A 13,792-nucleotide genomic window follows, 5' to 3' on the forward strand; every position below is an offset into this window, starting at 1 on the left:
ACACTACTGCCATCATGTCGACAATCGCCCCGGCAGTGTTGCAAACGTTTTCTTAACATTTAAATTTAGAATTTTTTAGACAAAAAGCCGTGATGAATATCCGCAGTCGCATTTCAGCCAAAAAGCGACGCTATTCATCACGGTTAAATGTTTATTTATTTTACTATAACTTGATGACTGACCAACCTAAATTGAAAAGCACATTGCTGCACCAAGAAACAGCCTTCAAATATTAATATTGTTCCAGATACTGATCACGTTCCCACTTAGTGACAGACTGACGATACGATGCCCATTCCAGCTTTTTGGCTTCAATAAAGCTTTGGAATAAATGATCGCCTAAAGCTGCCTTCATAACGGGGTCACTTTGCAAGGCTTTCGTGGCATTGTGTAAATTGTCTGGCAAATTGCTAATGTGGTTAGTTTCACGCTCTTTTTCGTCCATTGAATAGATGTTGCGATCCACAGAATCGTTCGGTGTCATCCCATTACGAATGCCATCCAAACCGGCTTCCAACATCGCAGCTATGGCAAGATATGGATTGGCAGCAGGATCAACTGAACGCAACTCTAAGCGTGTCGAATTGCCACGTGCACTAGGCACACGAACCAGTGGTGAACGGTTGGAACCTGACCAGGCTACGTAAACTGGGGCTTCGAAACCTGGTACCAGACGTTTGTAAGAGTTCACAATTGGATTTACAACAGCAGTTAAATTACGGGCATGAGCCAACAGACCACCAAGAAAATGATAAGCGGTTTCGCTGAGTTCCAATTCCCCATCAGCATCGTAAAACGCATTTCCCTTAGCAGTTGATAATGACATATTCATATGCATGCCTGACCCATTGATCCCTTCAAGTGGCTTGGGCATAAAGGTGGCAAATAGTCCGTACTTTCTCGCAATTGTTTTAACGACTAGTTTAAAGGTTTGAATATTGTCGGCCGCCTCCAGTGCATCAGCATACTTAAAGTCGATTTCATGCTGGCCAGGTGCAACTTCATGATGGGCAGCTTCGACTTCAAAGCCCATTTTTTCGAGTTCGAGGACAATGTCGCGACGGCAATTCTCACCAAGGTCCATTGGTGCCAAATCAAAATAGCTGCCCTTGTCATTCAGCTTCAATGTTGGTTCGCCATTTTCATCCATTTTAAACAGGAAGAATTCTGGTTCCGGACCAATGTTGAAAGACGTAAAACCGGCAGCCTTCATCTCATCAACGACACGAATCAGATTGTTACGAGGATCACCTTCGAATGGTTTTCCATCCGTTGTATAAACTTCACAAATCACTCGGGCTACCCGACCATGTTCACTGCCCCACGGAAAAATCATCCACGTCGACAGGTCTGGGTGAAGGTACATATCACTTTCTTCGATTCTAACGAAGCCATCGATGGATGAGCCATCAAACATTAACTTGTTATCTAATAACTTGCCCAATTGACTCGTCGGCACTTCAACGTTCTTAATTGAACCCATCAGATCAGTAAACATTAATCGTAAAAATTCCACGTGTTCCGTTTTGACCAATTCGCGAATTTCATCCTTCGTGTATGTCTTCTTTGCCATGTTCCTGCCTATCCTTTCGACTAACCTCAATTGCCAACTGTTGTTTCTAAAGAAAAGCGCTTATAAGTGTTGTTGAAGACCAGACTGTGGTGGCCGCATCCCTGCTAACTGTTGCATTTCAGCTTCAAGCAAATGACGTGCACGTTCGTCTGACAACCGTTTCGATTCCAGTTGTGTAGACTCAACCTGATGTGTCTTTGCATACAAATGGCGCATTGTCGCAAAGTCCATCCCACTTGCTAGACCATCCTTCACCTCCAGCAAACGATCCACATCATTCAATGAATAACGCCGACGATTTCCCTCATTCCGTGCTGGATGGACTAACGCCTGTGTCTCATAATACCGAATCTGTCGTGCTGAAAGGTCAGTCAGCGCCATTACCGTACTCATCGGTAAAATTGCCAATGACCGACGCAACTGTTTTTCCGCCATCAGTCAGCCTCCCAAAAACTCACAAACATTTGAACAACTGCATCATCCCACCGCAAAGTATTAAAGTCAATCTTTCGTGTCATAAGTTCTGACATGAAAGACTGACTTTAATTTAAAAATAACAAAATTGAGGCATATCATTTCTGTGCAATCAGTTATTTTGGTTTGCCAGCCACACTCGTGTCTGTCTTTCTATAGCCTCAAGTTTCTCAGGATGCTGGATCAAATCGTACCAGTTAACTGGTAATTGATGACGGAACCAAGTTAATTGCCGTTTGGCATAATGACGAGAGTTTTGTTTCAATATGCCCACCGCCTGATCTAACGATTCTGTTTTGCGGAAATAGGGAAACAGTTCTTTATAGCCGATACCGCGGCCAGCCTGCAGGTTTTCACCGCCCTGTTCAAAAAGCCACTGGGCCTCATCCAACAAGCCAGCTTGCAACATCAAATCAACCCGTTTATTAATCCGCTCGTACAATACCGCTCGATCCGTATTTAAACCAACGATGAACGCGTCATACCGATTCGGATGATCTGTTTGAACCTCAATGGATTTTCCGGTTGTCTCAAAGACTTCTAGTGCCCGGATCACGCGGCGAACGTTGCCAGCAGGGATCTTGCTAGCGGCAATTTCATCCCGCTGTTTGAGCTGATCCCAAACCCACTGATTGCCATGTTCAACAGCCAGTGTCTGCCAGTGGTCACGAAATTGCTGATTTGCCGGTGTTCCCAGTTGTAGCCCAGTTAGCAATGCTTGTAAATAAAAGCCGGTCCCGCCAACAATCATTGGCAGATGACCGCGCGCAGTGATTTCTGAGATAAGCGTGGCGGCACGTTCAGCAAACATTGCTACCGTGAAAGAATCCTGAACGTCACATTCATTAATCAAAAAGTGTGGTACCCCTTGGCGTTCTTCAGCAGTCACCTTAGCCGTGCCAATGTCAAGATGACGGTATACCTGCATTGAATCACCGGAAATAATCTCCCCGTTAAATTTTTTCGCCAGTCTGATGGATAAATCTGTTTTACCCACAGCCGTTGGACCAACAATCATTAATACCTTTGGTTTCATTTTCTATTTTCCTTTGATTCACATTTTGGAAATTCACTTGTTGAATAAACTGATCGTAACATTTGGGCAAGCTCAAGTTCATCGGTAATAACGGCGGCCACACCTAGCTGGAAACATTTTTTGAGCACTGATGATTGATTAACCGTCCAAACTCTAACGATGGCCCGATTATTGAAAATCCATCTCTTATCCATAAACAACCACCACCACTTAAGGTGCACACTGGTTACTGACACGCCACGATGAGCAAGTCGTACAGCTGACATTGGCCAACGCGTGAGTAGCGCCGTTTCAACGACAGGTAAGGCATGATGGAAAACTGCCAGTAACTGGTGGCTAAAACTAGACACCACTATGGCCGACAGTAACGTCGGAAAACTGGCTAACACGTCGGCTAAATGTTGTGCCACCAATACACTGCCATTTTTTGGGACCTTAATTTCTAAATTGAGAACACCCTGAAAAGCTTGTTTTTCTAAATAATCCAAGAGTTCGACCAGTGTCGGTATTCTGATGTCAGATTTATGGCCATAAAACCGCCAGCCTGCGTCTAACTGTTGAATTGTCGTCAACCGTAGGCGACTAATTTCACCAGTGCCATTTGTTGTCCGATCGACACGGCTGTCATGACACAAAACTAGCTCGTGATCTGCTGTTTCCTGAACATCAGTTTCGAGGCCATCAGCATCACAGCTCAAGGCTGCTTTAAACGCAGCCATTGTATTTTCAGGACGTTGACGGGCAAGACCGCGATGAGCGATAATCAGTGTCACCGAAATGTACCCCCTTTCACTGGACGTTACGGTTAAAAAAAGACATAATAAACGTGTAGTTTAAATCGCATCTTGATTATTATAAAAAATTGAGGAGGTCAAACCATGAAGAAATTTACACAAGGATTTTTATTAGGCACATTAGCAACTATTGGTGCTGTAGCCGCTGGTGTTTTTTCATTCCACAAAACCGTTGTTTCACCCATTGAGGACGAAGAACAACGCGTGGATGACAATCGTCGACGGGCTGTCCGTAAATCCCGTTCATCTCACCTCAACTAGTAGTTTCGCATATTCCAATTTATTTTACACAAAAAATCGGTATCCATCATGCATTCGTTTGAATTCATGATGGATACCGATTTTTTAATAACTTCAAAACACCAAATCTAATACTTACTAGCTTTCGTTTTACCTTCCCAGTGGCCATAGCCATCCGTCAAGATAAAAATCTGTTTGTAACCATTGCGAGCCAAACGAAGGGCTGCCCGTGTGCTCAATGCCTTACCTTCATCGTAAAGATAAACTGGTAAGTCATCACGAATTTCTTTATAACGTTGACTGAAGGTTGAATAGGGCACACTGCGAGCGCCAAGAATGTGGCCAGAATCAAAGTCCTTTTTTTCACGAACATCGATAATTTGCGCCTTACGCATTCCTGCCTGAAATTCTTCCTGTGTTAACAACGTTGAAACTTGCCGACGTTTAATAACTAGATAAACACGCCATCCAATCCAACCGAACACAATTAACAGGCCAACAACGTCAAAAATAATTTCTCCTACAGAAGCAGCAACTAACACGAACAATCCCTCCATCTTCTAAACTCAATACTCACATTGTACACATTTGTTCAAACAGTGCCTAGTGCTCATTAGTCTTTTTTGATTTTTGCTCTTCAATCCGGTGTTCATGTGTCAACACCACTTTCGCTTGTAGCCACGTTGGTTTGTCAATGGCGTTCATCCGGTACAAATTATCCAGCTCCAGTGCCATGACTTCAATATCCCACATTCGCTTACCCACATAGACATAGATGCCGAATGCTTTTAACACCTGCTGAACATCGTACAACGTGCGTAATGATTTCGGATTGTCCCGATACATAAATTTTGCCTCACTTTTGACGATTTCAACTCATCCAGATTAAAACAAACGAATGAGTCCAAAGTTTGCAACAACTACACCAATTAGGCCGACCACACGCAGCCAGCGTGAAACGGCTGGATTGTTATAACGCTTTGGGACACTCAGCAAGAAGGCCACGGCAATTCCGCCAATCAACCCACCAATGTGCCCCCAGATATCAATACCAACGGCAAAGATATCAAACACCAAGTTAACGACCACTAAGATTGAGAATTGCCGAGCAATTGCATGAATCGCGGGATTATTTTGTTCAATGACGTCTAATGCAATAAACGCACCAAAAAGACCAAAAATGGCTGTACTAGCACCTGCAGACAATCCTTCCGGATGAAAGAACATGCTCCAAACATTACCGGTAAAACCACTGACCAAGTAAATGACCAACGTCCGCCAATGACCAAACGTCATCTCCACATAACGACCCAAAAAATAAAGCGTAATCATGTTCAGCGCAATATGCTCAAACGTGACGTGAATAAACATTGGTGTAATTAACCGCCACCATTCGCCAGCTTGAACTGCGGTTCCAGACAATGCGCCTGATTGATCCAGCGATTGAACAGAAAATGGGCTCGCTAATGAAATGCCCTGAATGCCAAATTCAAACAGCATCCACAAAAAAACGAGTACATTGATGATAATTAGTCCGACTGTTACTGGTGACCCTCGCCGTATGCGTTGCCAAACGTTCATTAATCTGCCTCCTTGAGTGAAATGATTTGTTTTATCTTTATATCAAAAGAATCGGCTGTCCACGTCCGTTTACGAAAACGTTGTGGTGACAGAGCTAAACTGACTGTTTCACCCTTAAACACAGCTAAATAACGATCATAATAGCCAGCCCCAAAACCGATGCGACTACCATCATCAGCAAAGGCAACGCCAGGCACAACGATTAAGTCCATCTGATTAGGGTCAATGCTCTGACCGCCAACAGGCTCCTGAATGCCAAATGTAGACGCCTCAAAAGAAACACCAGTCCCTAACGTAATGAACGTCATCTGACGATGTGGGCGTGTTTTGGGCACACTAACCTGTTTGCCAGCTGCCAACGCCTGAGCAATTAACGGACGCGTATCTAACTCGACTGCTGCACTCATGGTTAAGCCGATTGATTTAGCATCTTGCCAAATTGAACTTCCAACCAGCCCATCGATGAGTTGTTGGCTTTCAGCCGCCTTATCCGCCGGCGCCATTCTTTCCAATGCATTAATTACGTTTTTTCTGATTGCATCTTTTGTTTGCATCATGCACCTCCATCAGCGGATAATGATTGCGATTATTTTCTATTGAAAACAAAAAAGCGCCCGAGGAAATCCCAGGCGCTAATTAGTCATTACTTAGTTTCACGGTGCAAAGTGACTTTGCGATCGTGAGGGCAGTACTTGTTTAATTCGATCCGGTCTGGATTGTTGCGCCGATTCTTTGATGACAAGTATGTTTGCCGACCACATTCGGTGCATTCTAAGGTAATGTGTACGCGCATCTTTAACCCTCCACTCTGCTTGAAATTGGCGAAGACGCCTCAACTCGAACAATTTTATCATTTTTATTCATTGTTGACCAGTATTTTCTGACAAATGACTATTTAAATCCGTCAGAACTTTGAATATCTTTCCAGTACAAATTATAAATGTCAGCTGCAATATCCTGGTTAACAAGATATGAAGCAGTTTCTTCCGGCAAGCCAGGAACCGCTACAGCGACTGCAACTTGTGGATTATCTGTTGGTGCATAACTAATGATACTGGAAGTAACAGTCTGCTTGCCGTTAACAAATGTTTCGGCAGTCCCCGTTTTAGCAACAATCCCAGGCTTCAATTTAGTTAGCACTTCAGCACCAGTTTTATGCGCAGAGGAACCGTTGACCACTTGCCACATCCCCTGTTTAATAATCTTCTTGGCATCAGCACTTGCTGAAACGTAGTTCAATGCTTTTGGATGGGCCTGATATTCAACATTTCCTAATCCACCATTTTTGTCAGTTCCACGAATTTGTGAGACTAAGTATGGCTGCATCCGGTAACCACCATTAGCCAGCGTTGACACGTACTGAGCTAATTGTAACGTTGTGTACGCATCATAGTTACCAAACGCCTCAACTAAGGCTGACCCAATGTTAGCACGGCCAGACAGCCCCTTTAAACCTGCCGACTCACCAGGTAAGTCAATACCCGTCTTAACACCTAGTCCATACTGACTGAAATTATTTCTAAGTGTCTGGAACATTGTGCTTGGTAATCCGTTAATGGATTCACCTTGCGAGTATTTGAAACCAACCATCTTCATCGCGACCTGAACGGCATATGAGTTAGAAGATTCTTCTAGCGCCAGTGCCGCATCCATCGGGAAAGCCCCGTTTTGGTTCCAGTCAGTCGTAATTTTCGACGTCCCCGTCAGAACAATCGGTTGATCAACCAGTGTGTTGTTCGAAGGTGTAATGGCGCCACTCTCGAAACCACCGGTCAACATAGCGGGCTTAACAACAGACCCCATAACGATTGGTTGGTTAATTGCACCTAATGCATCAGTGGTCACTTTGCCAGTGTTTGGATCACGGGAATCACCGCCCATTGCTAGCACAGCCCCCGTTTGGGGATTCATGACCACTGCATAAGCACCCTGACAAGTGCCACTTGGCAAGCGTTTATCAATGACTTTTTGAACATCATCCTGAAATTTAGAATTAATCGTTAAGACCAAATTAGAACCCTTGGCACCAGCGTATTCTTTGGTTTCCTTGGTGATTTTGCTATTATTGCTAACTTCCACAGACGTTCTGGATTTAGTTCCGCGAAGAATTGGCTCATAGGCCTTCTCTAAGTAACTCGACCCAACGGAATCGTTACGTGAGTATCCCTGTGAGAGCAACTCATTAACCTCATCAGCCGGCAACCCTTGTTTTTCAGTCGTAACAGTCCCTACGAAACTCTTAACGGAATTTCCTGCAGGGTACGACCGCGACCAACTGGTTGCCGTTTTTACGCCGGGCATATCAGACATGTGTTCACCAATTTGTGACACTTCTGTGGGCGTTACGTCCGTCTCTTTAATGTAAGTCGTGGACAAGGCATAGGCACCATTCATCTTGGTGAAAATCGTGGCAGCGTTTTTCTGACTGTCAGATAGTTCAGGCTTATGTTTGGCCACGTAATCCTGTTGAGCGGCCTGCAGAGCAGTTGTGCTCATGGAACTAGCCTTAGGAATTTTAGCAGTGACTGCTGCACTGTGTTTGCTATCCGCCAAATAATAAATCGCTGCCTGACGATCTGTTAGTGTATTCGTCGGCACCGTCAGATAATCGCCAAGCTTGTTCGCCACTTTGTACATATCTTCAGCGGTAACATTGATTCCCTTGGTATAACTAATGGCTTGATGGGCTTCATTGCCAACTAACACTTTACCCGTTGAATCGTAGATCATCCCACGTTGCACATTGTTGGTTTCAATCGTATTATCCGTACGGTTAATTTCTGCCTTAAACATTGAACCTTTTTTCAACTGTAAATAAGCCATTTGAAAGGCCAAGGCTGCTAACAAAAGAAACACAATGACCAGCAGTAAATTTAACCGAAACGGAATCCGCGTCGTTTGATCATCGTGATTGGTTTGCGTTTTTCTGCGCTGAATAAACTTATTAAACACTGAATCCTCAACCATCCTTATCTAATTCATAATTGCACATCTTTTAACACGATATACGTAAAATTTCGGCAAAGCACTTTGCCAGTCGAAAAGTATCGTCTATCATTGTATAGGAAGTTATCAAAAAGCTAAAGTGGCCAAGCCAAACTTTACTTTTTTTTGAGAGAAAGGAATCCGCTAAAACAATGATCAAACACGTCATCAACAAAACATGGCCATTATTACTGAGCTTTCTTGTGCCCAGTCTTTTCATGTTAATTTATTTTGCCAGCCGCGGCATGGCACCGTTTGGCCGTAGTTCTTTATTAACTGTTGACATGGGGCAACAATACATCGATTTTTTTGCGTTCTTTAGAAATACGTTGCTACATCACCCATGTAGTTTCTTTTATAGTTTTAGCAAAGCACTTGGTGGAGAAACAACCAGCTTATGGGCCTACTATTTAATGAGTCCGTTTAACTTATTGCTGCTCCCCTTTAGCAAAGGTGGCCTTTCAACCGGCGTGCTCATAATGACCGTTGCCAAATACGGTTGTGCAGGTCTCAGTCTGGGCTGGGTATTAAACCGGTTGCAGATTCAAACTGGTTGGCGGTTACCTATGTTTGGTACCATCTATGCTTTGTCTGGTTGGACCATTGCCAATCAGCTTAACCTTATGTGGTTAGATGCACTGATTGTTTTGCCATTAGTTGTTTATGGTCTTGAGTGTCTCATTAAGCAACAGCGTTGGTTGCCATACGTAAGTTGGCTAGCAGTTGCCTTCATCGTGAACTATTACATGGCTTACATGATTAGTTTGTTCACCATTTTGTACTTCATCTTTAGTGTTGTTTGGCATTGGCAATCATGGCATCGACTGCTCATTAATGGCTTACAGTACGTCGGCGCCTCCGTATTAGCCGGTGGCATCGCAGCATTTATCCTACTTCCCACATATTTCGCGTTACAGCTAAGTAAGGCAAGTTACACCCTCACTAAATTTAAATGGACGTGGGATTATGCGCCATTAAAAATGTTGGGTAAACTTTATCCAGGCGGTTTTAATTTCGCTCAAATGCCTAAGGGACAGCCTAATTTATTTGTCGGTGCTGCCGTTCTTATCCTAGTCGTTGCTTTTTTCATAGAAGGCAAATTTCACTGGTCGGTTAAGCTAGTAGCCAGTCTCATCACCATTTTCTTTGTCCTCTCTGTTTCATTCACACCGTTAAATTTATTATGGCATGCGGGGCAATTCCCAATTTGGTATCCTTACCGTTTTTCATTTATCGTTAGTTTCTGGCTTATTTGGTTAGCTGCCATAACATGGCGTCCGGAAAAACACCTCAACTGGTGGTCAATTGGCGTGACAACCTTGCTTTTAGTCGCAACCGATACCTACGTCTTTACAAACAGTCATCAGTTAAACTTCATTACTACAGGCCAAATCATCACCGGCACTGTCATGATGCTGATTGCACTCATTTGTTTGTCGCCATTGGCACACCGGTTCCGCTGGTTACTCTATCTAATTCCTCTGCTAACGCTCGTTGACATGGGTGCTAACGCGGTTTTATCACTCAATAAAATTAGTTATGTACCGCAGAACCAGTTTGCAATCTATACCAACATTCTCGATCAGACCAGCCAAGCAACAAAGAAATTGAATTCTGGTTTGTACCGTGTTGGCACCACCTTTCAACGGACGAAAGATGATCCCATGCAAGGCGATTACTTCAGCGGTTCACATTTTGGATCAACGCTAGAGCGTAAAACAACGGGATTCTACGATCTGACAGGTAATCCTGATGGCGATGGTTTCGTCACATACGCTAATGGAACCGAATTTATGGACGCATTACTGAATATGAAATATTTCTGGAGCGTCAATGACATTCCTCTTGTTGGTCATCATTCAGAATACAAATACTTACCAACGTTAACTCGCAAGCCAGATCTTCACGACTACTCAGCTGCCAAGCAATTGCCACAGACAACCATTTATCAAAATCCTAATAGCTTAGGAATGGGCTTCATGGCGGCCAAACAAACGCTTGACGTCAAGCAAATTATTCATGATCCCATGACTAATCAAAATCAATTATGGAACGCTTTATTAGGCCAATCCTCCCAAACGAAGTTATTCACGGCCGCTAATTTCAATGGTGTAACGTTTACCAACACAAACCATCTGACCAATATCACCGGGTCTACCTTGACCAAAATCAAACCGCGGAAACCTGCGCAAATGACCTTGACCTTCACGCCACAAACTGACGACGCTTACTATTTATCGCTTGGTGCCAATTTGCAAAAGGACAATGTTAAAATGCTGTTGAATGGTCAACCGCTGGCACAGTATCAAACATTCCGAAATACAGTTTTAGTCAATATCGCAAATCAACAAAAAGATGAACCACAAAAAATCACGTTTGCCCTCAAAAAAAATGCCCTCTGGCTTCAAAATGTCACTTTGTACCAATTGCCTCAGCAAGCATTTCAAACGGGCATTAAGCAATTGCAACAACACCCCCTGAAGGTTACGGACTGGGGGCAAACGCACATTAGCGGACATGTCATTGCGACTCATAAACAACCGGTTCTAATGACAAGCATTCCTGCTCAAGACGGCTGGCAAGCGTTCGTTGATGGTCATCGTGTCAGCACCTATACAATCGCCGATGAGTTTATTGCATTGCGACTCGCACCTGGTCCTCATCACATTACCCTTCGCTATCGAACACCTTACCTCGGTGCCGGCATTTTCATCTCGTTAGTTAGTCTCGCTGTCTTAGGTGCTAGTGAATGGCTAAAGCGTCGCCACAATAACGATGAGTTCGTCAAATGAGTATCTCAGGTCAGCTACTAACTGCTTCGTTATTTTAGCCATCAACAACTAAAAGCGTTCTCCCTTTTTCCGTTTGGAAAAGGCAGAACGCTTTTTAATCCCCATCATTTTAAGCTAAGCAACTGCATCATTACTCTTAATTTCAAGTAACTTACTGTAACCGTGAATCATGTTTTTGCGCAACATATTCATATTTAGGTTCATCATTTTTCTCGTCAAAATCAATGACAAAATCGTAACCAGCGAAAAACCACGCATCACCATAATTCACAAAATACTTAATCCCATCTTTTTCAGTCTCGCCAACTGGTCGATCGGGATCTTTATCCGGCACCATTGCCATTGAAAAACCATCATGAATCGGTGTTTTACCATAAACCTTACCGTAAAACTTCATCCCATCACCTGGTTTTAGACCAACTTCGTCTTGAAACCATTTGCTGGCAGCATCTGTAACTGTAATTTGCATACGTGGGCCTCCACTCTAATGAATTCGCTTTCATGCGTATACTTTAGCACAAATGAAGTGGAAAACCAATGAATACATTCCTGTGAAACGTTGATGTGACAGCTTTCACAAGTACTAACGGTTAACAAACTTTTGGTAAGCCTGTTCGTCATAAACTTTGTCAATTTCGCCAATATATTCAGTGGCTTCGCGCACATAACCGTGCTTAAACAGCCACAAACCGTCACTCTTGTCCAGTGCAAAGACGCCGCCTAGATCATAACGGTCCTTATGTGCATCAACGGCTTCGTTGATCATCGCCCACTGAATTCGGTACGGTGCAAGTAACTTCGGTTCTTCATTAATACTGCCACCGTACATATACCAGAGCTTATCACCATACTTGAAGGCTAATGAACCGGCTAGATCTTGTGTTTCAGAATGGGCGACGAAGATGCGTAAAATATCCGTGCCTTCGAAGGCCGTTACCATTCGATCAAAATAATCTCGCGGACGGTAGGTGATTCCTTGTCGGTGACTCATTGCCTCATAAAGTGCGTAGAACCGGTTCATTTCTGCCATGCTGCTACCAGAATCTACCGTTAATTCAGGCTTAATTGAGTGCCGCACATCGTGACGCGTATTCGGCCGAAATGTCATTAACACATCATCAATACTTTTATCTTTTAAATCCATCACCATGTTAAACCGCGGCTGAATTGTATCATGCATGCCGACATTACGATTTCTTACCTGGTAACCGTGTTGTTTAAACGTATCGTTTAGTGCATCGTCGTAAACAACTTCAGGGTCCATCCGTAAAACATACACATTGTTCTCTCGTAAGGCAGGCTCTGCTTCTGCTACCAATGCATCGATAGTCGCAACATCCGTTGGATCACAAACCGGTCCTTTTGAACAATAGGCGAGCTTTTCACCGTCTTCATTTGCAATCATTAAGATGGACATCGCCGCTGTAATCTTGCCATCCTTCTCAAGGGTGACATGTAACGGTTCCCAGTTGTTCTTAATTTCTCCCCAACCTGGATCCTGTGTAATTGAAGTAAAGGGTGCGCGTCGCACAAATTCTGTGTAGCGCGTCATTGCATCATGATCTTGTTCATTGATAATCGGCATGTTGTCGTTCCTTTCAAAATTAACTAATTGGTATAAACCTGTTCATTATTTTACCGTACTTAAGGTATGACGACAAACAGCGGACGCTACCTTAAGGTAATCAAAAGAAGCTGCGAAATCACCAGACAATATCACCTGCAAAGACTAAACGGCGATACAATCTGATTTTTCACAGCCTCTGAGATAGGCTTTATTCACTATTAATGACGCTAAAAACTACTAAAAGCTTATTCAGCGTTCTTAACGGATAAAATTGAAACTTTCATTGACCCAGCAGGAATTTTAATTTCTACCTCATCCCCAACTTTGTGACCAATCAAACTGCGAGCGATTGGCGAATCGTTTGAAATCTTGCCACTCATCGGGTCAGCTTCGGCAGCACCGACAATGGTGTAACTTTCTGGTTCTTCATCAGGCAGTTCCTTAAAACTGACCAATTTACCAATTGAAACTTCATCAGCAGCCACTGCATTACTGTCAATAATTTCAGCATTGTGTAACATTGTTTCGACCAATGAAATTCGGCTTTCAATGTTAGATTGTTCATCCTTGGCAGATTCATATTCAGAGTTTTCTGACAAATCACCAAAACCACGCGCAATCTTAATGCGTTCAATAATCTGCGGACGGGTCACTGTTTTTAAATTTTCTAATTCTTTTTCTAGTTTAGCTTTACCCTCTTCAGTCATTGGGTATGTTTTTTCTTCAGCCATAGTTAGAGGCTCCTTTGTA

Annotated in this window: 15 protein-coding genes; 2 read left to right on the forward strand and 13 right to left on the reverse strand. The window is 43.4% G+C overall.

Annotated elements, in window-relative coordinates; genetic code table 11:
* Positions 1-232: 232 nt before the first annotated feature.
* The 4 genes from glnA to GB992_RS04280 all read right to left on the reverse strand — a co-directional run bounded on the left by glnA (position 233) and on the right by GB992_RS04280 (position 3,856).
* Positions 233-1,573 carry a type I glutamate--ammonia ligase gene (gene glnA, locus GB992_RS04265; RefSeq protein ID WP_161001362.1) on the reverse strand — a complete coding sequence of 447 codons (1,341 nt, stop codon included), beginning with the start codon at positions 1,571-1,573 and terminating at the stop codon, positions 233-235.
* Positions 1,574-1,633: 60 nt separating this feature from the next.
* Complete coding sequence (locus GB992_RS04270; RefSeq protein ID WP_161001363.1) at positions 1,634-2,008, reverse strand: MerR family transcriptional regulator; 375 nt, start codon at positions 2,006-2,008, stop codon at positions 1,634-1,636.
* A gap of 151 nt (positions 2,009-2,159) precedes the next feature.
* The gene (miaA, locus tag GB992_RS04275; RefSeq protein ID WP_161001364.1) at positions 2,160-3,083 is read right to left on the reverse strand and encodes a tRNA (adenosine(37)-N6)-dimethylallyltransferase MiaA; all 924 of its coding nucleotides are present in this window, start codon (positions 3,081-3,083) and stop codon (positions 2,160-2,162) included.
* Positions 3,080-3,856 carry a glycerophosphodiester phosphodiesterase family protein gene (locus tag GB992_RS04280; RefSeq protein ID WP_161001365.1) on the reverse strand — a complete coding sequence of 259 codons (777 nt, stop codon included), beginning with the start codon at positions 3,854-3,856 and terminating at the stop codon, positions 3,080-3,082. The genes miaA and GB992_RS04280 overlap by 4 nt, the downstream gene beginning before the upstream one ends.
* A gap of 105 nt (positions 3,857-3,961) precedes the next feature.
* On the opposite strand from GB992_RS04280, the gene GB992_RS04285 reads away from it, so the two are divergent.
* Positions 3,962-4,138, forward strand: a complete 177-nt coding sequence (locus tag GB992_RS04285) for a DUF3042 family protein (protein WP_017261745.1) — start codon at positions 3,962-3,964, stop codon at positions 4,136-4,138.
* Positions 4,139-4,245: 107 nt separating this feature from the next.
* Here the strand turns inward: GB992_RS04285 and GB992_RS04290 are convergent, their stop codons facing one another.
* The 6 genes from GB992_RS04290 to GB992_RS04315 form a co-directional block, all read right to left on the reverse strand.
* Positions 4,246-4,659 carry a rhodanese-like domain-containing protein gene (locus tag GB992_RS04290; RefSeq protein ID WP_225439093.1) on the reverse strand — a complete coding sequence of 138 codons (414 nt, stop codon included), beginning with the start codon at positions 4,657-4,659 and terminating at the stop codon, positions 4,246-4,248.
* 61 nt (positions 4,660-4,720) lie between these two features.
* Positions 4,721-4,963, reverse strand: coding sequence for a YqgQ family protein (locus GB992_RS04295; protein WP_017261743.1), 243 nt, complete (start codon positions 4,961-4,963; stop codon positions 4,721-4,723).
* A 39-nt stretch (positions 4,964-5,002) separates the two neighbouring features.
* On the reverse strand, positions 5,003-5,698 hold the full coding sequence (locus GB992_RS04300; protein WP_161001367.1) for a rhomboid family intramembrane serine protease: 696 nt from the start codon (positions 5,696-5,698) through the stop codon (positions 5,003-5,005).
* Positions 5,698-6,252, reverse strand: coding sequence for a 5-formyltetrahydrofolate cyclo-ligase (locus tag GB992_RS04305; RefSeq protein ID WP_161001368.1), 555 nt, complete (start codon positions 6,250-6,252; stop codon positions 5,698-5,700). Before GB992_RS04305 ends, GB992_RS04300 begins: the two co-directional genes overlap by 1 nt.
* An 89-nt stretch (positions 6,253-6,341) precedes the next feature.
* Positions 6,342-6,491, reverse strand: coding sequence for a 50S ribosomal protein L33 (gene rpmG / locus GB992_RS04310; protein WP_081495844.1), 150 nt, complete (start codon positions 6,489-6,491; stop codon positions 6,342-6,344).
* Between the two features lie 98 nt (positions 6,492-6,589).
* Complete coding sequence (locus tag GB992_RS04315) at positions 6,590-8,665, reverse strand: peptidoglycan D,D-transpeptidase FtsI family protein (RefSeq protein WP_162855615.1); 2,076 nt, start codon at positions 8,663-8,665, stop codon at positions 6,590-6,592.
* Between the two features lie 170 nt (positions 8,666-8,835).
* Here GB992_RS04315 and GB992_RS04320 point away from each other — a divergent pair, with 170 nt between their 5' ends.
* The gene (locus tag GB992_RS04320) at positions 8,836-11,475 is read left to right on the forward strand and encodes a YfhO family protein (protein WP_161001369.1); all 2,640 of its coding nucleotides are present in this window, start codon (positions 8,836-8,838) and stop codon (positions 11,473-11,475) included.
* A gap of 151 nt (positions 11,476-11,626) precedes the next feature.
* Here GB992_RS04320 and GB992_RS04325 read toward each other — a convergent pair whose 3' ends face one another.
* The 3 genes from GB992_RS04325 to greA all read right to left on the reverse strand — a co-directional run bounded on the left by GB992_RS04325 (position 11,627) and on the right by greA (position 13,773).
* A complete protein-coding gene (locus GB992_RS04325; RefSeq protein ID WP_161001370.1) occupies positions 11,627-11,944 on the reverse strand; it encodes a HesB/YadR/YfhF family protein in 318 nt (105 codons plus the stop codon).
* Between the two features lie 114 nt (positions 11,945-12,058).
* Positions 12,059-13,060: a lipid II:glycine glycyltransferase FemX gene (locus GB992_RS04330; RefSeq protein WP_161001371.1), complete on the reverse strand. Its 1,002-nt coding sequence runs from the start codon at positions 13,058-13,060 to the stop codon at positions 12,059-12,061.
* A 227-nt stretch (positions 13,061-13,287) separates the two neighbouring features.
* Positions 13,288-13,773: a transcription elongation factor GreA gene (greA, locus tag GB992_RS04335; protein ID WP_017261736.1), complete on the reverse strand. Its 486-nt coding sequence runs from the start codon at positions 13,771-13,773 to the stop codon at positions 13,288-13,290.
* Positions 13,774-13,792 lie beyond the last annotated feature (19 nt).

It is taken from the genome of Furfurilactobacillus milii, assembly GCF_009863985.1.
Lineage (GTDB): Bacteria > Bacillota > Bacilli > Lactobacillales > Lactobacillaceae > Furfurilactobacillus > Furfurilactobacillus milii_A.

Coding starts and splice junctions, on each gene's coding strand:
- glnA (WP_161001362.1), bottom strand. CDS start 1,573: ATGGCAAAGAAGACATACACGAAGGATGAAATTCGCGAATTGGTCAAA.
- GB992_RS04270 (WP_161001363.1), bottom strand. CDS start 2,008: ATGGCGGAAAAACAGTTGCGTCGGTCATTGGCAATTTTACCGATGAGT.
- miaA (WP_161001364.1), bottom strand. CDS start 3,083: ATGAAACCAAAGGTATTAATGATTGTTGGTCCAACGGCTGTGGGTAAA.
- GB992_RS04285 (WP_017261745.1), top strand. CDS start 3,962: ATGAAGAAATTTACACAAGGATTTTTATTAGGCACATTAGCAACTATT.
- GB992_RS04295 (WP_017261743.1), bottom strand. CDS start 4,963: ATGTATCGGGACAATCCGAAATCATTACGCACGTTGTACGATGTTCAG.
- GB992_RS04300 (WP_161001367.1), bottom strand. CDS start 5,698: ATGAACGTTTGGCAACGCATACGGCGAGGGTCACCAGTAACAGTCGGA.
- GB992_RS04305 (WP_161001368.1), bottom strand. CDS start 6,252: ATGCAAACAAAAGATGCAATCAGAAAAAACGTAATTAATGCATTGGAA.
- rpmG (WP_081495844.1), bottom strand. CDS start 6,491: ATGCGCGTACACATTACCTTAGAATGCACCGAATGTGGTCGGCAAACA.
- GB992_RS04315 (WP_162855615.1), bottom strand. CDS start 8,665: ATGGTTGAGGATTCAGTGTTTAATAAGTTTATTCAGCGCAGAAAAACG.
- GB992_RS04320 (WP_161001369.1), top strand. CDS start 8,836: ATGATCAAACACGTCATCAACAAAACATGGCCATTATTACTGAGCTTT.
- GB992_RS04325 (WP_161001370.1), bottom strand. CDS start 11,944: ATGCAAATTACAGTTACAGATGCTGCCAGCAAATGGTTTCAAGACGAA.
- GB992_RS04330 (WP_161001371.1), bottom strand. CDS start 13,060: ATGCCGATTATCAATGAACAAGATCATGATGCAATGACGCGCTACACA.
- greA (WP_017261736.1), bottom strand. CDS start 13,773: ATGGCTGAAGAAAAAACATACCCAATGACTGAAGAGGGTAAAGCTAAA.